This is a genomic window from Pseudomonas sp. Irchel s3h17 (genome assembly GCF_900187505.1).
In the GTDB taxonomy this organism is placed as follows: domain Bacteria; phylum Pseudomonadota; class Gammaproteobacteria; order Pseudomonadales; family Pseudomonadaceae; genus Aquipseudomonas.
Map to the genome: position 1 here is coordinate 172,087 of NZ_FYDL01000003.1, position 20,645 is coordinate 192,731.

Below are 20,645 nucleotides of genomic sequence, written 5' to 3' on the forward strand. Positions count from 1 at the left end.
TAGCTAAGCGACGGCATCGGCTACTACACTCGATCATTCTTTGATACACGGAGGTTTTGACATGCGGCGCGTGGTGTTCAATCAGAAAGGTGGCGTGGGCAAATCCAGTATTGCCTGTAATCTGGCCGCGGTCAGCGCCAGCGAGGGCTATCGCACCCTGCTGGTGGATCTCGATGCCCAGGCCAACTCCACTCAGTACCTGACAGGGCTGACCGGCAACGATATTCCCATGGGCATCGCCGATTTCTTCAAGCAGACCCTGTCATCCGGGCCGTTTTCAAAGAAAAACCGGGTCGACATCTACGAAACCCCGTTCGACAACCTGCATGTTGTGACCGCCACCGCCGAGCTGGCTGACCTGCAGCCCAAGCTTGAGGCCAAGCACAAGATCAACAAGCTGCGCAAACTGCTCGACGAATTGTCCGAAGACTACGACCGGATCTACCTCGATACGCCACCCGCGCTGAATTTCTACGCGGTTTCAGCCTTGATCGCTGCCGATCGCGTGCTGATTCCATTCGACTGCGACAGTTTCTCCCGCCAGGCCCTGTATGGCCTGCTGGCGGAAATCGAAGAGTTGAAGGAAGACCACAACGAGGCGCTGCAGGTCGAAGGCATTGTGGTCAACCAGTTCCAGGCCCGCGCCAGCCTGCCGCAGCAGATGCTCGACGAGCTGATTGCCGAAGGTTTGCCGGTGCTGCCGGTGTATCTGGGCAGTTCCGTGCGGATGCGCGAATCCCATCAGGCGAACATGCCGTTGATTCATCTCGACCCCCGGCACAAGCTGACCCAGCAATTCGTCGACCTGCACGACCTGCTGGAGCGTGCCTGACAGGGTGTCGTCAGATTCCCTGGCCGCGCAACCAGTCCATCAACTGCGCCAACGGGAAGGCGCCGCTCTGGCGCGCCACTTCCCGGCCATTCTTGAACAGAATCAGACTGGGGATCGAACGGATCCCCAATTGCGCTGACAGCGACTGATTGGCCTCGCTATCGAGCTTGGCCAGTCGACACTTGCCCACCAACTGCCCGGCAGCCTGCTCGAATACCGGCGCAAACGACTGGCAGGGCCCGCACCAGTCCGCCCATACATCCACCAGCAAGGGTAGATCGCCTTTGATCTGGCTGGCGTAATCACCCTGCCTCAATTCAAAGGACTTGCTCAACAAGACGGGCGCCTTGCATCGGCCACACTTGGGTTTATCGCCCAGGCGCTCACCGGGAATACGGTTGAGGCCGTTGCAGTGGGGGCAGGGGATGAGAAGAGGGGCAGACATGGAAGGCTCCGGGGCATGGGCAATCAAACCAATCTGGAGCCGCTGCCGTGGATTATCAAGGTGCCTCGGTGTGTCGAACCCTGAACCTGCGATTGATGCGGCTTAAGGAGACTGTTGTCACAGCGACTCACACACATTCAAATGCCCCCGACATCCCCCGTTCTACGCTGAATCACGCCAGTAATGAGTCTCTGCAGATCGCGCCGCTGGTCGGGCTTGATGTATAGCAAGTTGCGATAACTATCGGCAATGATTAGCCTCAATAGCAAGATGCGATAAGGAAGTTGCATGCGTGTAATGACCGAAAAACGCATCTGGGAGGCCAAGGAGCAATGGCCGCGCTCAGCCAGTGCGCTGGATCAATGGTATCGACAGATCAAGCGCAACAGCCCGCATGATTTCGCGGCAATGAAAACCCAGTTTCCGGCCACCGACAAAGTAGGCGCGCTGCATGTGTTCGATATCGGTGGCAACAAGCTGCGCCTGATTGCCGTCGTGCACTACAAGGCGCAACGGTTGTACATCAAGCAGATCCTGGATCATCGCGACTATGACAAGGGAAAATGGAAGGAGGATCGTCGATGAGCGTTCTGATCAAGCAAGCAGCCGAGCACTGGCACTTTGTATCGCCCCTGCTGCGCAAGCCGAAAGATGAAGCGGATTACGATGGGCTGGTGAAAGCGCTGGATGAGTTGCTGGAGTTGATCGGTGAAGACGAATCCAGCCCGCTCATGAGCCTGGTGGATATCCTCAGTGACTGGATCGAGGCTTACGACCAACAGCACCGGCCGATGCCGGTGGCCAGTGGCGTGGATGTGCTGCGCTACATGATGCGCGAGCACGGTTTGACTCAAAGCGACCTGCCAGGCGTGGGCGCGCAGTCGGTGGTCTCGGAAATTCTCAGTGGCAAGCGCCAGCTCAACCTGCGGCAGATCCGCTGGCTGGCCGAGCGCTTTGGTGTATCGGTCGAGACCTTTATCTGAGCCGCTTCACGATGAGCAACTGATCTCCAGGTGCTTGCCCCACTCGGGAGGACGTTCGGCGTAACGCTCCATTCCCGGCTGCTCGGTGAATGGATCACTCAGTACGGCGTGCAAGCGGCGAACCTCTGCATAGTCACCGCTTTCTGCCGCGTCGATGGCCTTTTGTGCCAGGTAGTTACGCAGGATGTAGAGCGGGTTGACCGCGTGCATGCGCATGCGACGCCGGGCTTGATCGTTATCGCCGTCACGGGCGGCGCGCGCGCAGTAGCGTTCGGCCCAGGCATCGAAGCCCTTGATGTCGACGAAGTCATCACGCAGCCGGGTGACCGCCAGCTCGGGGGCATGATCGCCCAGGCGGCGGAAGAACAGGCTGTAGTCGACGCCTGCGTTCTGCATCAATTGCAGCAGGTTCTCGACCAGTGTCTGGTCATCGTCTTCGCCAGTGGTCAAGCCGAGCCGGCGGCGCATCAGGTCCAGGTAGTGAGCCTGATACAACGGAAAATACAGGCCGAGGGTTTCGCGCAGGGCCTCGACACTGATGAACGGAGTCAGGGCCTGGGCCAGGGCGCTGAGGTTCCACTGGCCGATCGGTACCTGATTGCTGAACGAATAGCGGCCCTGGTCATCGGAGTGGTTGCAGATGAAGTGGGCATCGAAGTCATCGAGGAAGGCAAACGGGCCGAAGTCGAAGGTGATGCCCAGGATCGACATGTTGTCGGTATTCATGACCCCGTGACAGAAACCATAGGCCTGCCATTTGGCGATCAGCTCGGCATTGCGCTCGACGATTTCACGGAACATCGCCAGGTACGGTTCCGGTTGTTCCAGGCACTCGGGGAAGTGCATCGCCAGGACGTGCTCGCCCAGTGCCTTCTGCTGTTCGGGCCGTTTGGTGTAGTAGAAGTATTCGAAGTGCCCGAAGCGCACATGGCTTGGCGACAGGCGCAGGAGCATCGCTGCCCGTTCCTGCTTTTCACGCCAGACGGGGGTGCTGGAGCCGATCACGCACAGGGCGCGCGTGGTCGGGATGCCCAGGGCCTGCAGGGCCTCGGAGGCGAGGAACTCGCGAATCGAGGAGCGCAGAACGGCGCGACCATCGCCCATGCGCGAGTAGGGTGTTTGCCCGGCGCCCTTGAGGTGCAAGTCCCAGTGCTCGCCCGCTTCGTTGTAGACCTCGCCCAGCAGCAGTCCGCGACCGTCACCCAGTTGCGGGTTGTAGACACCGAACTGATGCCCGGAGTAGACCATCGCCCGGGGCTCGGCTTCTGCCCACAGCTTGTGGCCGCTGAACAGTTCGGCGAACACCGGTGTCTCGGCAACGGCCGGGTCGAGGTCGAGCAGCGCCATGGCCGCCGGGCTGGCCACGACCAGGCACGGCTCGGCAATGGGCTCGGGCAGCACATGGGTTGAGAGCGCGTCGCCCAGGCGGGCGAAGCGGTTATCGAAGGTCAGTTCGTCGAGGGCTTTCAACGGCCATCTCCAGCAGAATGTCCGAGCATTCTGCTGGGGATTGGTTCGTTAGTCGAGCTTGGACACCGGCGGCTTTTGCCCGGCAGTGAGGTCGTTCACGGGAACGATGGTCTTGGCCTCCGGCTCGATCGGCACCATCTTGTACTCCTGGCCGTGAAGGTTCTTGAGGTAGACCTCCATCTGCCGGAACGAGATGTTGATGTGCTGCTTCTTGAACTCGCGGTTGATGAAGCGGTTGATCTCGTCGAGCACCGGGTTGCGGTCGCCGAGGTCACGCACGTGCACGCGCAGTTCGTGGTCCAGGGTGCTTTCGCCGAAGTTCAGGAAGTACACGTGTGGCTCGGGTTCCTTGAGCACGCGCGGGTTTTCGCGGGCGGCCTTGAGCAGCAGATCCTTGACCAGGTCCAGGTCGGAACCATAGTCGACCCCGAGCTTGAGCGTCACGCGGGTGACGGTGTCGGTCAGGGACCAGTTGATCAATTGCCCGGTGATGAAGGTCTTGTTCGGGACAATGATGTCCTTGCGGTCGAAGTCGGTAATGGTCGTGGCGCGGATACGGATCTTGCTCACCGTGCCTGACAGGTTGCCGATGGTGATGGTGTCGCCGATCCGTACCGGGCGCTCGAACAGAATCATGATCCCGGAAATGAAGTTGGCGAAGATTTCCTGCATGCCGAAACCCAGGCCGACCGAGAGCGCTGCCACCAGCCATTGCAACTTGTCCCAGCTCACGCCAAGGGTAGACAGGGTCGTGACAAAGCCGATGCCCGCGATCACATAGGTCAGCAAGGTGGTCGTGGCGTAGGCGCTGCCCTGGGCCAGGTTGAGCTTGGACAGCACCAGGACTTCCAACAGCCCCGGCAGGTTGCGCGCCAGGGCCATGGTAATGCCGATGATGATCAGTGCGCCGAGCATGTCGCCGATGCTGATCGGGATCATGCTCATGTTGGCGCCGGTGCCGCTGGTGTACTCGTAGAGGGTGATGTTGTCCAGGTACGAGAACACCGTGATCAGGTCGGCCCAGACCCAGTACAGCGCGGCGATGAAGCCGCCGAGCAGGGCCAGGCGGATCAGGCGCAGGGATTGTTCGTTGACCTTCTCGATGTCCAGCGTCGGCTCTTCGACCACCGCATCGCCGTCACCGGCTTCTTTCGCCGCCTGGCGCTTGGTCAGTGCGCGCTGGTAGGCCAGGCGCCGTGCCGCAACCGCCAGGCCGCGCACGAAGGTGGCTTCGATGACCAGCCAGAACATCAGCAGGTAAAGGGTGTTGATCAGTCGGTCACTGAGTTTCAGGGCGGTATAGAAGTAGCCAAAACACACGGCAATGAACAGGGCGACCGGCAGCACCGTGAACATCACTCCGACGGCCTTGCGGAACAGCGAGGCGTTGTTGTGGGTCGGGCTGTTGAGCAGCAGGCGGCTGAGCAGCCAGGCCATCAAGGCGTAGCAGGTCAGGACGACGGCGATGCCGAGCACGTCATCGGCGAGCGCGGCCGGTTGCAACTCGGCAACAGCCACCACGGCCACCAGCGCGAACACCACCATTCCGAGACGACGGATCCAGCGCCGCAGGAACTCCACCTGCGGTCGTTCCCAGCGGAAATGCAGCTCCGCCACACCGCCCGGTGCAAGGATCCGGTAGGCGGTGTAGAACACCAGCCACGCCTGGGCGACTTGCAGCAGGGCGGCCCCGAGGTTGGCGTTCTGCCCGCGCGCGTCAATCTGCAAGGCCAGGCCGCACAGTGCCAGGCCCAGGGCAACCGGCATCGCCAGCAACACGTTGATCATGATCGCCTGTGGCGTGTGCCATTGGCTGTCACGCTTGAAGTGGCCGATGTCCTGGTGAACCTTGTTCAATCGGGCATACAGGTATTTACGGCGCCACACCAGAAAACCGATCAGCAATGCCAGCGGGGTGAACAGCAGCGGTCGCTGGATCAGGCCGTCACTCAACTCGCTCAGGCTTGAGGTCCATGGCAGGGTGTTGATCTGTTTCTCCAGGCGAGCCGGTACGCTGCGCATCCATTCCAGGTCCAGTGGCTTGTTGCTGGGGATCCAGAACATCTGTTCATCGAGCGTCGCGCGCAGATCCTGGGCCGTGGTGAGCAGTTGCTTCTGGTTGAGTTGCAGGGTGATGGATTCGTTGAGCAGTGAGCTCAGCTCACGGTTCAGGCGCTCCAGCAGGTCGGCGCGGGTGACGGCCAGTTCCAGCAGGTTCTTGCGCAGTTGCGGGGTGACCTGATCGGCCGGTTGAGCGGCCAGCAGGTTACTCACATAGGCGACGGGATTGCCGATCAGCTCGCGTTGTTGATTGACCTCGAACTGATACAGGCGAATGTCGGCAATCTGGTCGGCCAGGTCGCGGTCGACCCGCAGGCGCGGCAAGCTTTGCTTCTGCTTGTAGAGAATCTTGGACAGCAGCAGGCTGCCCTTGAGCACGCTGATCTGTTCATCCAGCGCGGCGTCGCTTTGGGTCACGCTGTCGAGTAGCAGCTTGGTCTGCAGGTTTTGCTGGGTCAGCTCGTTGAGGCGGTCGGTGCTTTTGAGCAGGTAGTCCGAGAGCTTCAGGTTGGCCGCGCTTTCAGCGGCGAGCAAGCTACTGCCCCCGGCTTTCTGGGCTTCGATGGACTGCTGGGTGACGGTCTCTTGAGACTGGGCCAGGCGCTTCTGGTTGATCAGGTTTTGCAGGTCCTGGATCTCTTGCTCCATGCGCGCGGTGCGTTCCATCAACAGGTCGCGCTGAGTATTGCCCAGGTCTTGCAGCTGGCTGTTGCCGGCCAGTTCCTGGCGGCGTAACGGAATCAGCGCGTTCAACGCGGCGAGTTCGGCATTGAGCTGGTCGCGCTGCTCGCTGGAGAGCGCCTTGCCGTTGTCCTTGCCCGCCTTGAGGATGTTGTTGATTTGCAGGATGCGGGTCTGGCTGCTGCTGATCTCGGCCTGGGCGCGCTCGGGGCGGGTTTGCGCAGTGATGATCAGGCTGTTGGCCTCGGCCAGGGCCTTTTGCAGATCGCTTTGCTGGGTGCTGCGCTCGGTGAGCATCTGCTCGAGCTGCGACACGCTCAGATTGGCGTAGCGCTGGGCGACCGGCACCACCTTGGTGGCCTTGAGGCGTTCCAGCTCGCGCTGGTTCTCGATGTTTTGCTTGGGGGCGGTACTCAGCTGCAGCTTGAGGTCGCTCAGGCGCTTCTCGTAATCGGCCTGGCTGGACAACTGGATCAGCGTCTGTTGCAACACTAATTGCAGGGCCTTTTGATCCGCCTCGGGCAGTTTGCGTTCGGCAATCTTGTCGAGGCTCCTTTGCACGGCCTCGGCGGACGGTGGTTCGGCCGCCTGCAGGGTGCCGACGGAGAGACTCAGCCCCAGCAGGGCGATAGCTATGAATGTGCGCAGGGTTGGCATAAAGACCGATCGAGAACGTAGCGAAAAAAAGAGTTTAGAGGAACAACCCGGGACCTGGGCGACTTCCTTCGGGGAATCTGACGCCCACTTTGGCAATCTTGTTCCCTTCCATGACCGCCACCGTCCAGATGGTGTTGTTCCATTCCACCTGGTCACCGACCACTGGCGCGCCCCCGACTTTCTGGGTAATGAAGCGCCCCAGGGGCATGTCCGGATCGACCCCTTCGAGTTGCAGCCCGTATAGCGCGGAAACCGCGCCCAGCTGGGCGTCGCCTTCCAGGACGAAGTCGCCGAAGAAGCGCAAGTCGAGGCCCCGTTGTGGCGCCTGGCTGAAGAGTTTTCCCAGGGCCGGCAGGTTGTGTTCATGGCCGATGACACAGAGCAAATCGCCGACTTCAAGCACCGTACTACCCGACGGATGGAGCAGTTGCTGGCCGCGAAACAGTGCCGCGATACGGGTGCCCTCGGGCATTTTCAGCTCGCGAAGGGCCGCGCCGATGCACCATTTCTCGGCACCCAGGCGATAAACGAACAACTCCCACTCGCTGGTGACATGCACTTCCAGCGCGGCCCGGGAAATGGGCGCGGGTTCTGGCGGAACCGTCACTTTCAGCAGCTTGGCGACCCACGGCAGGCTTGTACCTTGCACCAGCAGCGATACCAGTACGATAAAGAACGCGAGGTTGAAGTACAGCTGGGCATTCGGCAGGCCGGCCATCAGCGGGAACACCGCCAGAATGATCGGGACCGCACCGCGCAGGCCGACCCAGGAAATAAAGACTTTTTCACGGCCGTGGAACGCCTTGAACGGCAGCAGGCCGACAATCACCGACAGGGGCCTGGCAAACAGAATCATCCACAACGCCAGCCCCAGGGCCGGCAGGGCAATCGGCAGCAAATCGTGGGGCGTCACCAGCAGCCCCAGCACCAGGAACATGCCGATCTGCGCCAGCCACGCCATGCCGTCGAGCATATGCAGAATGCCGTGGCGGCTGCGCACCGGGCAGTTGCCGATCACCAGGCCACACAGGTACACCGCCAGGAAGCCGCTGCCGTGCAGGGCGTTGGTCAGGGCAAAGACCACCAGGCCACCGGCGATGACCAGGATCGGGTACAGGCCGGCGGCCAGATGGATGCGGTTGACCATTTGCAACATCAGCCAGCCACCGCCCAGGCCAATCAGGCCACCGATACCGAATTCACGCAGCAGGTGTGTCAGCAGGCTCCAGTGCAGGCCGGTCTGGCCACTGGCAAGCATGTCGATCAGGGTGACGGTGAGAAACACCGCCATCGGGTCGTTGCTGCCGGATTCGATTTCCAGGCTGGCGGTCACCCGTTCGTTCAGGCCTTTGCCGCCGAGCAGCGAGAACACCGCCGCGGCGTCCGTCGAGCCGACAATGGCGCCGATCAGCAGGCCCTGAATCAGGTTCAGGTCGAACAACCATGCCGCCGCCATGCCGGTCAGCCCGGTGGTAATCAGCACCCCGACCGTGGCCAGCGATAAGGCCGGCCATAACGCCACGCGAAAACTCGAGACCCGGGTGCGTAACCCGCCGTCGAGCAGGATCACGGCCAGGGCCAGGTTGCCGACCAGATACGCCGTGGGGTAGTTGTCGAAGATGATGCCGGCGCCATCGACGCCGGCGGCCATGCCCACGGCCAGGATGATCACCAGAATCGGGATACCCAGGCGGGAGGAAAGTGAGCTCACCAGAATGCTCGCACCTACCAGCAACGCGCCGATCAAGAACAGGCTGTTGATGGTCGTCGCATTCAAAGGCAGTACTCCAGAAAGCAGAAAGGCGGGCGCAAACGGACCATGCAGTGTGCGTGCCAGCGATTCTAACCTGTTGAAATGTGATGCTGTCAAAAAGCTTTTGACCGCGATCGATCACTCCACTTCAGCAGCTGAAGCGATCGTGGCGAGGGAGCTTGCTCCCGCTGGGACGCGCAGCGGCCCCACAATAGACGCTGCGGCTTTCCCGACAATACTCACCCGCCGTTTACGGCTACTGCGTAGCCGAGCGGGAGCAAGCTCCCTCGCCACAGTGTGATCGGTGACTGTTACAGGTTGAACCGCCCAACCATGGTGTTCAGGTCCACCGCCAGGCGCGAGAGTTCGTTGCTGGCGGCACTGGTCTGGTTGGCACCGGTGGCCGACTGTATCGACAGATCGCGGATGTTCACCAGATTGCGGTCGACTTCACGGGCCACCTGGGCCTGTTCCTCTGCCGCGCTGGCGATCACCAGGTTGCGTTCGTTGATCTCGACAATGGCACTGTTGATGGTGTCCAGCGACAGGCCGGCACCACGGGCGATGTTCAGCGTCGACTCGGCGCGTTCGGTGCTGTTGCGCATCGAGTCGACGGCGTGCTCGGTGCCGCTCTGGATGCTGCCGATCATGCGTTCGATTTCGCTGGTCGATTGCTGGGTGCGATGCGCCAGCGCACGCACTTCGTCGGCGACGACCGCAAAACCACGACCGGCTTCACCGGCGCGGGCGGCTTCGATGGCGGCATTGAGTGCCAGCAGGTTGGTCTGGTCGGCCAGGCCGCGAATCACGTCCAGCACCTTGCCGATATCACGCGACTCCTCGGCCAGGTTGCCGATCAGGGTGGCGGTACTTTGCACATCGCCACTCATGCGCTCGATGGCGCTCACGGTTTCCTGCACCAGGTCGCGACCGTCGCCCGCGGAGGCGGTGGCGTTTTTCGAGGCCTCGGAGGTGCTGACCGCGTTACGTGCCACTTCTTCGACGGCACTGGTCATTTCATTGACTGCCGTGGCGGCCTGCTCGATTTCGTTGTTCTGTTGGGTCAGGCCACGGGCACTTTCGTCGGTCACGCTGTTGAGTTCTTCGGCAGCGGAGGCCAACTGAGTTGCGGAGCCTGAGATACGTTGCAGGGTATCGCGCAGTTTTTCCTGCATCTTCGACATTGCCAGCAACAGGCGCCCGGCTTCGTCGGTACCGTCGACCGTGATCGGGCGCGTCAGGTTGCCTTCGGCGATGGCCTCGGCGGCGTTCAGGGCGTTGGCGATCGGCTGGGTGATGCTGTTGGTCAGCAACCAGGCGAAGAGCAGGGTCAGGGCAGTGGCAACCACTAACAGGGCGACTACCAGGTTGAACGCCGAAGCGTACTGGTCAGCGGCTTGCTGGTTGGTGTCGAGGCTCCCCTGGGTGTTGATTTCCAGTAGCCGGTTGAGCACCGTGTTGACCGCTTCGGAGTTGTTCAGCAGCTCGGTGTTGAGCAGGGTTTGCAGCTCGCTGACCTGATTGTTGCGCGACAGCGTCTTCATGCGCTCTTCAAGTTGGCGGTACTGGCCCAGCAGCGTCACATACTGATCGTAGGCTGCGCGTTCCTGCGGGCTGGAGATCAACTTCTCGTAGCCCGCCTGGGCCTCGCGGATCTGCTGGTTGCGTTGATCGAGCAGGGCGAGCGTCTGTTGTTGGGTGTCTGCTTCGCGGTTGATCAGCAAGCGGTAAGACAGCACCCGCAGACGCAATGTCAGTTGGGTGAACTCATCGAGGCTCTTGATGCTCGGTACGCTGTTCTGGGTAATGTCCTCGGCGGCCCCGCGGATCTTGCTCATCTGGTTCAAGGCGAACACACCGAGAATCAACATCAGCGTGCCAATCAGGGCAAAGCCGGCGAACGCCCGGGGGGCGATATTCATAGAGCGAAGGGACATGGTTTTTACCAAACAGACGCGCACGGGCACGAGGGCTGAGAAGGGGTATGCATGACTTATCGGTCATACGACTAAAGTCTTGAGTCCCTGCGTGCTTTTGCCGCAGATCCGCTTGCGCTGACGAGCTGTCAGGAACCTGACCGGCCAATCGCAGTCTTTAACACGTGCAAGTAAAGTCGCCGCCAGGAAAATCAAGGCTTTGCGCCGTAATAACCCTGGCGCCTGTGGTGACTTTTCTTTATCGTACGCGCCCTTTGAAAATGCCCGGAAAATCAAAAATGTTGGAAGCAACCCTGAGTCAATTGGAACAACTGGTCAGCGATCTGGTGCAACAGAACCAGGACCTGCAAAACGCTCATCAAGCCCTGAGTGCAGAGCTGGCCCAGGCCAAGGACGAAAACGAAAGCCTGCAACTGAGCCTGATGGAACAGGAAGAAAAGCAGGGCACCACCGTCGCGCGCATTCAAGCCTTGGTTGAGCGTGTGAGCGCAGGTCCTGTGAACGCATGAGACAAGGTGCCGATGGGGTAAAAGTCGTCTCGATTCTTGGGGAAGACTATTCGATCAAGGCGCCGGCCGGGGAAGAGCAGACCCTGCTGGACGCCGCGCTCATGTTGAAAGCGGTGCTGGCTGAGACCAAAAAGAAATACCCGACCCTGATCGGGGACAAGCTGCTGGTGCTGACGGCGATGAACCTGTGTTCGCAGCAGCTGGAAATGCAAAAGCGCCACCAGCAGGAACTCGACCGTTACCAAGAGCAAGTCAGCGCCACGGTTGAAGTGATCGCCAAGACGATCAACCAGGGTTGACGTCAGCGCTCGCTGGGCTCAAGCCTGTTTGATCAGAGCGCTCTCGATCTACCCGAGAGCGCTCAAGTGAAGCGCTCAGCCCTGTCAGGGCATCATGAGGTAGATCGATGGAGAGTACCCAGCTCCAGATTTGAGGAAATGTTTTTCTCGCACGATGCGGGGACCTCCATCCTGCACCAGGATATTGCCAGCTTGAATCATCCAGAGCATTTCCTCGAAGTTGACGGTCTGCTCCGACACCAACGTAACTTCCCCGATCGAAATCTCGATCAGGAAGTCGAAATCCTTCAGTTTGAACGTTTTCGTGACGACGGATAGTTCATCCCCGTTGTGCTGCACTGTGTCGCCCACTTGAACGTTCTGCAGCATGCTCTGAAAGCTGGATATGTTCTTGCCGACTAATACATCTCCTTTCGCTGATACAAGTGTGTTCATAACGTGTACTCCTTGTTTATGTGCTTGAAGCAGCGAAATCTACGCCTTACTCACCGCGCTGTGACCTATCTGACCTGATAGGTTCCCGGGCTGGTTTTTGTGATAGGGGGGGTGTTGATGGTTGGACCATGCCACGGTTTGTCGTAGGAAATGCTCGCTGATTGATACGGTTAATTCGCGACTTTGTATACAATCGGCATGGCTGTTGCAGTATTTTTGCCTCTTACTCTTTGGGGGTGCTCCATGCAGTTCTGGCGACGCAGTATTCAATGGCAGTTGATCCTCAGTATGGGCACCGCCCTGCTGGTCAGTATCCTGATCGTGGTTGGCATTTATACCCTGGTGGTCAACAATCTCGCCCAGCGCTATCTGGTCGAGCAAGCGCTGCCATCGAGCATCGAAGCGATGCGCAACGACATCGAGCGGATTCTGGTTCAGCCGCTCACCGCCGCCAAGGACATCGCCAGCAACAGCATGGTGCGCGACTGGTTGGCCGAAGGTGAAAGTAGTGCCCGGACGGCGACCTTCGCACAGTATCTGGAAGGCATCCGCGCCGAACACAAGGCGTTCACCGCGCTGATCATCGGCGCCGCGTCGAACCACTACATCACCGAAAAAGGCCTGGATCGCACCCTTAGCCGCTCCAATCCCGCCGACGCCTGGTTCTATTCGTTCATGGACAGCAACCAGCCCCGCACCCTCAATATCGACAATGACACCGCTACCGGAGAATTGGCGCTGTTCATCGACCTCAAGGTCGAGCAGGGCGGTAAAGTCGTGGGCGTTGCCGGGCTGGGCCTGAGCATGAAAGAGCTGTCGGAGTTGATTCACAATTTCAGCTTCGGTGAGCGCGGCAAGGTCTATCTGGTGCGCGCCGACGGTTTGATCCAGGTTCACCCCGAGGCGCAATTCAGCGGGAAACGCACCCTGAGCGAGCAGGTTGGCGCCGCGGCGGCGCACGCGGTCATGGGCCAAAAAACCGCCACCAGCAGCAGCTTTGTCCGCGATGGCGAAGATTTCCTGGCATTGAGCCTGCCCCTTCGCGATCTCGGTTGGACCCTGGTGGCCGAAGTGCCACAGTCGCAAATCTACGCCGAGGCGCGTCGCGCGATGTGGATGAGCAGCGGCATCGGCCTGGCGGTGGCACTGGTGTGCCTGTTGCTGGTGGTGTTGCTGGCCCGTGGGTTGGTGCGCCCCATTCGTCAAGTAACAGCGGCGCTGGTAGCGATTGGTAGCGATGGTGGCGATTTGACACGCAGGCTGGACGCCAGTCGCGCCGATGAGTTGGGGGATCTGGCTCGCGGCTTCAATCGTTTCCTGGAAAACCAGCGCAGCATGATCGGCGACGTGCTGGCCACCAGCGAGCGCTTGCGCACAGCTGTCGGGCAGGTGGCGCAGGTGGTTGAAAACACGGCGCAACGCTCCGGTCGGCAGCAGGTAATGACCGACATGGTCGCCACCGCAGTGCATGAGATGGGTCTGACCGTACAGGAAATCGCCCAGAACGCCGGTAATGCGGCCATCGCTTCGCAAACTGCCCGAGATGAAGCCTTGCAGGCCCGCGAAGTGGTCGGTGGATCGATCCGTCATATCGAAAACATGTCCGACGAAATCGGCGTTGCCGCCCAGGCCGTGGGCGAGCTGGCAACTCAGGTGGCGTCTATCGACCAGGTGTTGGCGGTGATCCGTGGGATCTCCGAGCAGACCAACTTGCTGGCGCTCAATGCCGCCATCGAGGCGGCGCGGGCTGGCGACATGGGCCGTGGCTTTGCCGTGGTGGCCGATGAAGTGCGCACGCTGGCCCGGCGTACGCAATCCTCTACCGATGAGATCCAGCAGATGATCGGCAGCCTCAAGCAGGGGGCGGAGAATGCGGTGTCGTCGATGCAGTCCGGACAGGCCGCAACCGGCACCGGTGTCGAGTCGAGCCAGCGCACGGGCGCCTCACTGACGGCGATTACCGGGCAGGTTGAACACATCAGTGATATGAACCATCAAGTGGCGACGGCCACCGAAGAGCAGTCGGCGGTGACTGAAGAGATCAATCGCAACGTGCAGGGTATCTCCGACCTGGCACGGGCGACGACGGGGGAGGTCAGGGCTTGCCGAGAGGACTGTCAGACGTTGCAGCGGCTGGCGGATGACCTGGCGCGGCAGATGGGTGGGTTCAAGCTGAGCTGATATGGCGTCTGCGCGGACGTCTTCGCGAGCAAGCCCACACACATTTGACTCAGGGTGCTCACCGATTATGTGTTCACCTTGAACCAGTGTGGGAGCGGGCTTGCTCGCGAATGGATCTAAGCGGCACTACAAATACTTGGGGTCAGAACCACTCATCCTGCATGCCCAGGCACACATCATCCCGTGCCTCGAGAATCGCCAGTTCATGGTGGCAAGCCGGCACTTCCCAGGTCAGGAAGTAGCGCGCCGCTTGCAGCTTGCCTTTGTAGAAGCCGGCGTCTGCGGTATTGCCCTTGGCCAGTCCTTCTTCTGCACGGATCGCCTGTTCCAGCCAGCGCCAGCCGATTACTGTGTGGCCGAACGCCTTGAGGTACAGCGCCGAGTTGGCGAGGCTGCCGTTGACCTTGCCTTGGGCCAGATCGGTCAACAGGCCGATGGTCACCGTTTGCAGGCGTGCCACCAGTTTCTCCAGCGGTTCGCGCAATGGGGTCAGCGATTCATGGGCGTGGGCCCGCTCAACGGTGACGGCGATCAAGCGGATCAACTGCTTGAGCCCGGCGCCGCCGTTCTGCGCCAGTTTGCGCCCCAGCAAGTCCAGTGACTGAATGCCATGGGTGCCTTCGTGGATCGGGTTCAGGCGGTTGTCGCGGTAGTACTGCTCTACCGGGTATTCGCGGGTGTAGCCGTGGCCGCCGAGGATCTGGATCGCCAGTTCGTTGGCCTTCAGGCAGAACTCCGACGGCCAGGATTTGACGATGGGGGTCAGCAAATCCAGCAGTTCATGGGCCTGCTTGCGCCCGGCTTCGGTCTCAAGGGTGGTGGTGTCGTCGAACAATCGTGCGGCATACAGTCCCAGGTCGAACGAGCCTTCGACGTAGGCCTTCTGGGTCAGCAGCATGCGTTTGACGTCGGCGTGCTGGACGATCGACACCGGTGCGGTGTTCGGGTCCTTGCTGTCCGGCAGGCGTCCTTGCGGGCGTTCGCGGGCGTATTCCAGCGAGTGCAGGTAACCGGCGTAACCGAGCATCACCGCGCCCATGCCGACGCCGATCCGTGCCTCGTTCATCATCTGGAACATACAGCTCAGGCCTTGATGCGGCTGGCCCACCAGGTAGCCGACACACTCGCCGTTGTCGCCGAAGTTCAGCGCGGTGGAGGTGGTGCCGCGCCAGCCCATCTTGTGGAACAGCCCGGCCAGCAGCACATCGTTGCGCTGGCCCAGGCTGCCGTCGTCGTTGACCAGGAACTTGGGCACGATAAACAGGGAGATGCCCTTTACCCCGGCGGGTGCGTCCGGCAGTTTGGCCAGCACCATGTGCACGATGTTTTCCGACAGCGGATGGTCGCCGCCGGAGATGAAGATCTTGTTGCCCTTGAGTCGATAGGTGCCGTCCGCCGCGGGTTCGGCGCGGGTGCGGATGTCCGACAGCGACGAACCGGCGTGGGGCTCGGTCAGGGCCATGGTGCCGAAGAAGCGGCCGTCGATCATCGGTTGCAGGAAGCGTTGTTTCTGTTCCTCGGTGCCGAAGCTCTCGATCAGGTTGGCGGCGCCCATGGTCAGGAACGGGTAGGAAGTCGTCGCCGCGTTGGCCGCCTGGAAGTGCGCGAAGCAGGCTTGCGACAACAGCGTCGGCAACTGCATGCCGCCCGCCTCGAAACTGCGTGCAGCGTTGAGGAAACCGGCTTCGAGAAAGGCATCCACGGCAGGTTTCACTTCCGGGATCAGGATCGCCTGGCCGTCTTCATAGCGCGGTTCGTTCTCGTCGCCCTTGCGGTTGTGCGAGGCGAAGAACTTCTCGGCGATGCTGCGGGCGGTGCCAATGGCGGCGTCGAAGGTTTCGCGGTTGTGCTCGGCGAAACGCTCGCGCTGGGTCAGGCCCTCGGCATCGAGGACTTCGTACAGCTCGAAAGCCAGATTGCGGGAACTGAGCAACGTCTCGGACATGGCGGCCTACCTGTTTTGGAATAGGCCGAGTCTAGGCGTGGGAATAGAGGCTGAACAGGATGATTGATCTGCGTGATGGAGGGGTAAAACACAACAGCGGAATGTCTGCGGCGAACATTACCCGTGGCGAGGGAGCTTGCTCCCGCTGGGCTGCGAAGCGGCCCTGAAAGCTGTAATCCGGTAATTTCAGATAAACCGCGCCGATCCACGGGCGGCTGCTGCGCACCCGAGCGGGAGCAAGCTCCCTCGCCACGGAATCATCAGCGTCAGGCAAAAAAATAGGCGCCGGTGAGGGCGCCCATTTTGTACAGCTAACGCATCGCGGTTTAGCCGATCGTCATCAGGCTGGCGTTACCACCGGCCGCTGCGGTGTTGACGCTCAGTGCGCGCTCGATCACCAGGCGCTCCAGCGCAATGCCGGTTTCGCCCGGCGCCTGGCCGTGAACCCCAACGATGGCGCCGGCACGGGTTGCCACTTGCTGGCAGACCGCGCGCAACTGGTCGGAGTGACCGTGATGCAGTACCGCATCGATGACCACTTCGTCCTTGGTCCAGTCAGCGACCAGCTTGATGCGTGCTTGCACATCCTTTGGCAGGCGCGCCAGCAGTGCCTTGCTCAGCTCATTCTCCGGTACGACTGCCGAGCCACCCACGGCCAGTACCGCAGCCAGTTGGGTCAGCAGGTCGCCTTCGATTTCCGCCAGGCACAGCACGTGTTCGCGCGGCAGGATGGCGTAGCTGTTGCGCTCGCCGGTCGGGCCTGCCAGGACGCGGGTGATACCGCTCTGCGATTGCACGGCGAACTTCACGCACAGGGCGCTCAGGGCGCTGAGCTTGTGGCTGTCGGCCCAGGCTTGCAGGGCAGTCAGCGGCTTGCTCATGGCATCACGCAGGCGGACGTCCGGCGCGGTTTCGGCGTCGGCACGGGCAAAGGATTGCTCGATGGCGTCGCCAGGGCGGGTCGACAGCAGGCGGTACAGGTACAGCGGACCACCGGCTTTCGGACCGGTGCCCGACAGGCCTTCGCCGCCGAACGGTTGCACGCCGACCACGGCACCCACAATGTTGCGGTTGACGTAGACGTTACCGGCGTTGACGTTGTCGATCACCTTGGCAATGGTCTCGTCGATGCGTGTGTGCACACCCAGCGTCAGGCCATAACCGGAAGCGTTGATCTGCTCGATCAGTTGATCGATCTCTTTACGCTTGTAGCGCACCACGTGCAGCACCGGACCAAAGATCTCGCGTTGCAGTTCGTCGAAGCTTTCCAGTTCGATCAGGGTGGGCATGACGAAGGTGCCGCGTTTGATTTCTTCGGCATTGGCGATCGCGACCTGGTACACGTTGCGACCTTTGTCGCGCATGCCCTGGATGTGTTTCTCGATGCCCGCCTTGGCTTCGGCGTCGATCACCGGGCCGATGTCCACGGACAGGCGCTCCGGGTTGCCGAGACGGCATTCAGCCATGGCGCCCTTGAGCATTTCGATCACGCGGTCTGCCGAATCTTCCTGCAGGCACAGTACGCGCAGGGCCGAGCAACGCTGGCCGGCGCTGTCGAAGGCCGACGATACGACGTCGATGACCACTTGTTCGGTCAGCGCCGAGGAGTCGACGATCATTGCGTTCTGGCCGCCGGTTTCGGCGATCAGCGGGATCGGACGGCCCTGGGAGTCCAGGCGGCCGGCGATGTTGCGTTGCAGCAGGCGCGCGACTTCGGTGGAGCCGGTGAACATCACGCCTTTGACGCGATCATCGCCCACCAGGCCAGCGCCGACGGTTTCGCCACGGCCCGGCAGCAGTTGCAGCACGCCTTCCGGGATCCCGGCCTCGAGCAGCAAGCGCACGGCTTGTGCCGCCACCAGTGGGGTCTGTTCGGCCGGTTTGGCCAGGACCGGGTTACCGGCGGCCAGTGCGGCGGCGACTTGACCGCTGAAAATCGCCAGTGGGAAGTTCCACGGGCTGATGCACACCACTGGGCCCAGTGGGCGGTGGGCGTCGTTGGTGAAATCGTTGCGGGCCTGCACCGCGTAGTAACGCAGGAAGTCCACGGCTTCACGCACTTCGGCGATGGCGTTGGCGAAGGTCTTGCCGGCTTCGCGGGCCAGCAGGCCCATCAGCGGCTGGATCTCGGCTTCCATCAGGTCGGCGGCACGTTCCAGGATCGCGGCGCGTTCGGCTGGCGGGGTGGCCTGCCAGATAGGAGCGGCGTTCAGGGCGCACTGGATGGCGTTGTCGACGTCTTCGACGGTCGCTTCCTGTACATGGCCGACCACGTCACGCAGGTCCGAGGGGTTCAACACCGGCGCAGGCGTTTCAGCGCTGGAGGCGCAACCGAGCATCGGCGCGGCTTTCCAGTTGTTGTGGGCGCTGGCCAGCAGGGCGCAGGACAAGGATGCCAGGCGGTGTTCGTTGGCCATGTCGATGCCGCTGGAGTTGGCGCGTTCGCTGCCGTACAGGTCGCGCGGCAGTGGAATGCGCGGGTGCGGCAGGCCGAAGCCGCCTTCCAGCGTGGCCATCTGCTCGATCTGGTTCACCGGGTCGGCTACCAGCTCCTGGATGGAGATGGACTGGTCGGCGATACGGTTGACGAACGAGGTGTTCGCGCCGTTTTCCAGCAGGCGACGTACCAGGTACGCCAGCAGGGTTTCATGGGTGCCGACCGGTGCGTACACGCGGCACGGACGGTTCAGCTTGCCTTCGGAAACCTTGCCTACAACCTGTTCGTACAGCGGTTCACCCATGCCGTGCAGGCACTGGAACTCGTACTGGCCCGGGTAGTAGTTCTGCCCGGCGATATGGTAGATGGCCGACAGGGTGTGGGCGTTGTGCGTGGCGAACTGCGGGTAGATGACTTCCGGTACCGACAGCAGTTTGCGCGCGCAGGCGATGTAGGACACGTCGGTGTACACCTTGCGGGTGTAGACCGGATAGCCTTCCAGGCCTTCGACCTGGGCACGCTTGATTTCGCTGTCCCAGTAGGCGCCTTTTACCAGGCGGATCATCAGGCGATGACGGCTGCGGCGAGCCAGGTCGATCACGTAGTCGATCACGTACGGGCAACGCTTCTGGTACGCCTGGATCACGAAACCGATACCGTTCCAACCGCTCAGTTGCGGCTCGAAGCACAGGCGCTCCAGCAGGTCCAGCGACAGCTCCAGGCGGTCGGCTTCCTCGGCGTCGATGTTCAGGCCGATGTCGTATTGCTTGGCCAGCAGGGTCAGCGACAGCAGGCGCGGGTACAGCTCCTCCATCACGCGCTCGTACTGGGCACGGCTGTAACGCGGGTGCAGGGCCGACAGCTTGATCGAGATGCCCGGGCCTTCATAAATGCCGCGACCGTGGGACGCCTTGCCGATCGAGTGGATGGCTTGCTCGTAGGACGCGAGGTATTTCTGCGCGTCATGCTCGGTCAGTGCGGCTTCACCGAGCATGTCGTAGGAGTAGCGGAAGCCTTTGGCTTCAAACTTGCTGGCGTTGGCCAGGGCTTCGGCGATGGTTTCGCCGGTCACGAACTGCTCGCCCATCAGGCGCATGGCCATGTCGACGCCCTTGCGGATCATCGGCTCGCCGCTCTTGCCGATGATGCGGCTCAGGGACGAGGTCAAGCCTGCTTCGTTATGGGTGGAGACCAGCTTGCCGGTCAGCAGCAGGCCCCAGGTCGCGGCGTTGACGAACAGCGACGGGCTGTTGCCCAGGTGCGGCTGCCAGTTACCGGTACTGATCTTGTCGCGAATCAGGGCGTCACGAGTGCCCTTGTCCGGAATACGCAGCAGCGCTTCGGCCAGGCACATCAGTGCCACGCCTTCCTGGGACGACAGGGAGAATTCCTGCAGCAGGCCCTGCACGATGCCGGCACGGCCACCGGCGCTCTTCTGATTGCGCAGTTTTTCAGCAATCGAGGCGGCCAGTTTGTTGGTGGCCTCGGCCATCGGTGCCGGCAGGCGAGCCTGCTCCAGCAGCATGGGCACCACTTCCGGCTCCGGACGACGGTAGGCGGCGGTGATCGCGGCGCGCAGTACCGATTGCGGCAGGATGCTCTCAGCGAATTCAAGGAAGCACTGGTGCGCATGGTCGACTTGAATGTCGGCGCCTTCATCCAGCTCAGGACGGACCGAACCATTGAGTTCGGTCAGGGTTGCACCACCCTCGAGTTTTTCCAGGTAATTGAAAATCGCCTGCTTGATCAACCAGTGCGGCGTGCGATCAATCGAGGTCGCGGCGGCCTTGAGGCGTTCGCGGGTCGGGTCGTCGAGTTTGACCCCAAGGGTGGTGGTAGCCATATTTTTATCCTCATGTTTGCCACGACTGCGTGGCATCAGCTGGCGGCAAGATTAGCCGCGCGCCGAAAGAGGTGCAACCGGGTGCAACCCTTTTTTTGCCGGAAAAACAGGCAACTCGTCAGGAAAAAAATTCTGGTACGCGGGTGCTGCCCCTTATTGGTGCTGTTTGTCTTGGTT

General features: G+C 61.4%; 14 protein-coding genes and 2 pseudogenes. 7 read left to right on the forward strand and 9 right to left on the reverse strand.

Features of this window, described 5'->3' with window-relative positions; all coding sequences use genetic code 11:
• Positions 1-61 precede the first annotated feature (61 nt).
• Positions 62-832, forward strand: a complete 771-nt coding sequence (locus CKW25_RS04915; RefSeq protein ID WP_095078071.1) for a ParA family protein — start codon at positions 62-64, stop codon at positions 830-832.
• Between the two features lie 10 nt (positions 833-842).
• Here CKW25_RS04915 and trxC read toward each other — a convergent pair whose 3' ends face one another.
• Entirely contained in the window at positions 843-1,277 is a 435-nt protein-coding gene (gene trxC, locus CKW25_RS04920) for a thioredoxin TrxC (RefSeq protein ID WP_095078072.1), read from the reverse strand.
• Between the two features lie 288 nt (positions 1,278-1,565).
• On the opposite strand from trxC, the gene CKW25_RS04925 reads away from it, so the two are divergent.
• Both CKW25_RS04925 and CKW25_RS04930 read left to right on the forward strand, forming a co-directional pair.
• Entirely contained in the window at positions 1,566-1,862 is a 297-nt protein-coding gene (locus CKW25_RS04925; RefSeq protein WP_095078073.1) for a type II toxin-antitoxin system HigB family toxin, read from the forward strand.
• Positions 1,859-2,260: a type II toxin-antitoxin system HigA family antitoxin gene (locus CKW25_RS04930; RefSeq protein ID WP_095078074.1), complete on the forward strand. Its 402-nt coding sequence runs from the start codon at positions 1,859-1,861 to the stop codon at positions 2,258-2,260. The genes CKW25_RS04925 and CKW25_RS04930 overlap by 4 nt, the downstream gene beginning before the upstream one ends.
• Before the next feature lie 6 nt (positions 2,261-2,266).
• Here CKW25_RS04930 and selO read toward each other — a convergent pair whose 3' ends face one another.
• From selO to CKW25_RS27305, 5 genes and pseudogenes are all read right to left on the reverse strand, one after another.
• Positions 2,267-3,730: a protein adenylyltransferase SelO gene (gene selO / locus CKW25_RS04935; RefSeq protein WP_095078075.1), complete on the reverse strand. Its 1,464-nt coding sequence runs from the start codon at positions 3,728-3,730 to the stop codon at positions 2,267-2,269.
• Positions 3,731-3,778: 48 nt separating this feature from the next.
• Complete coding sequence (gene mscK, locus CKW25_RS04940; protein ID WP_095078076.1) at positions 3,779-7,129, reverse strand: mechanosensitive channel MscK; 3,351 nt, start codon at positions 7,127-7,129, stop codon at positions 3,779-3,781.
• Positions 7,130-7,163: 34 nt separating this feature from the next.
• Entirely contained in the window at positions 7,164-8,906 is a 1,743-nt protein-coding gene (locus tag CKW25_RS04945; protein ID WP_095078077.1) for a potassium/proton antiporter, read from the reverse strand.
• Between the two features lie 287 nt (positions 8,907-9,193).
• Positions 9,194-10,066, reverse strand: a complete 873-nt coding sequence (locus CKW25_RS27300) for a methyl-accepting chemotaxis protein (RefSeq protein ID WP_371850650.1) — start codon at positions 10,064-10,066, stop codon at positions 9,194-9,196.
• Between the two features lie 30 nt (positions 10,067-10,096).
• Positions 10,097-10,819: pseudogene (locus tag CKW25_RS27305) on the reverse strand (MCP four helix bundle domain-containing protein); the annotation flags it as partial.
• Between the two features lie 278 nt (positions 10,820-11,097).
• On the opposite strand from CKW25_RS27305, the gene CKW25_RS04955 reads away from it, so the two are divergent.
• Both CKW25_RS04955 and CKW25_RS04960 read left to right on the forward strand, forming a co-directional pair.
• Positions 11,098-11,328, forward strand: coding sequence for a hypothetical protein (locus CKW25_RS04955; protein ID WP_095078079.1), 231 nt, complete (start codon positions 11,098-11,100; stop codon positions 11,326-11,328).
• Positions 11,325-11,627: a cell division protein ZapA gene (locus tag CKW25_RS04960; RefSeq protein ID WP_095078080.1), complete on the forward strand. Its 303-nt coding sequence runs from the start codon at positions 11,325-11,327 to the stop codon at positions 11,625-11,627. The genes CKW25_RS04955 and CKW25_RS04960 overlap by 4 nt, the downstream gene beginning before the upstream one ends.
• Before the next feature lie 84 nt (positions 11,628-11,711).
• Here the strand turns inward: CKW25_RS04960 and CKW25_RS04965 are convergent, their stop codons facing one another.
• Positions 11,712-12,062, reverse strand: a complete 351-nt coding sequence (locus CKW25_RS04965) for a hypothetical protein (protein ID WP_095078081.1) — start codon at positions 12,060-12,062, stop codon at positions 11,712-11,714.
• A gap of 288 nt (positions 12,063-12,350) precedes the next feature.
• Between CKW25_RS04965 and CKW25_RS27310 the strand changes: the two are divergent.
• Together CKW25_RS27310 and CKW25_RS27315 are read left to right on the forward strand one after the other, a co-directional pair.
• A pseudogene (locus CKW25_RS27310) lies at positions 12,351-13,376 on the forward strand (cache domain-containing protein); the annotation flags it as partial.
• 135 nt (positions 13,377-13,511) lie between these two features.
• Positions 13,512-14,243 carry a methyl-accepting chemotaxis protein gene (locus CKW25_RS27315; RefSeq protein ID WP_371854746.1) on the forward strand — a complete coding sequence of 244 codons (732 nt, stop codon included), beginning with the start codon at positions 13,512-13,514 and terminating at the stop codon, positions 14,241-14,243.
• Positions 14,244-14,385: 142 nt separating this feature from the next.
• Here CKW25_RS27315 and CKW25_RS04975 read toward each other — a convergent pair whose 3' ends face one another.
• Complete coding sequence (locus CKW25_RS04975) at positions 14,386-16,188, reverse strand: acyl-CoA dehydrogenase (protein ID WP_095078083.1); 1,803 nt, start codon at positions 16,186-16,188, stop codon at positions 14,386-14,388.
• Between the two features lie 326 nt (positions 16,189-16,514).
• The gene (gene putA / locus CKW25_RS04980; RefSeq protein WP_095078084.1) at positions 16,515-20,468 is read right to left on the reverse strand and encodes a trifunctional transcriptional regulator/proline dehydrogenase/L-glutamate gamma-semialdehyde dehydrogenase; all 3,954 of its coding nucleotides are present in this window, start codon (positions 20,466-20,468) and stop codon (positions 16,515-16,517) included.
• Positions 20,469-20,645 lie beyond the last annotated feature (177 nt).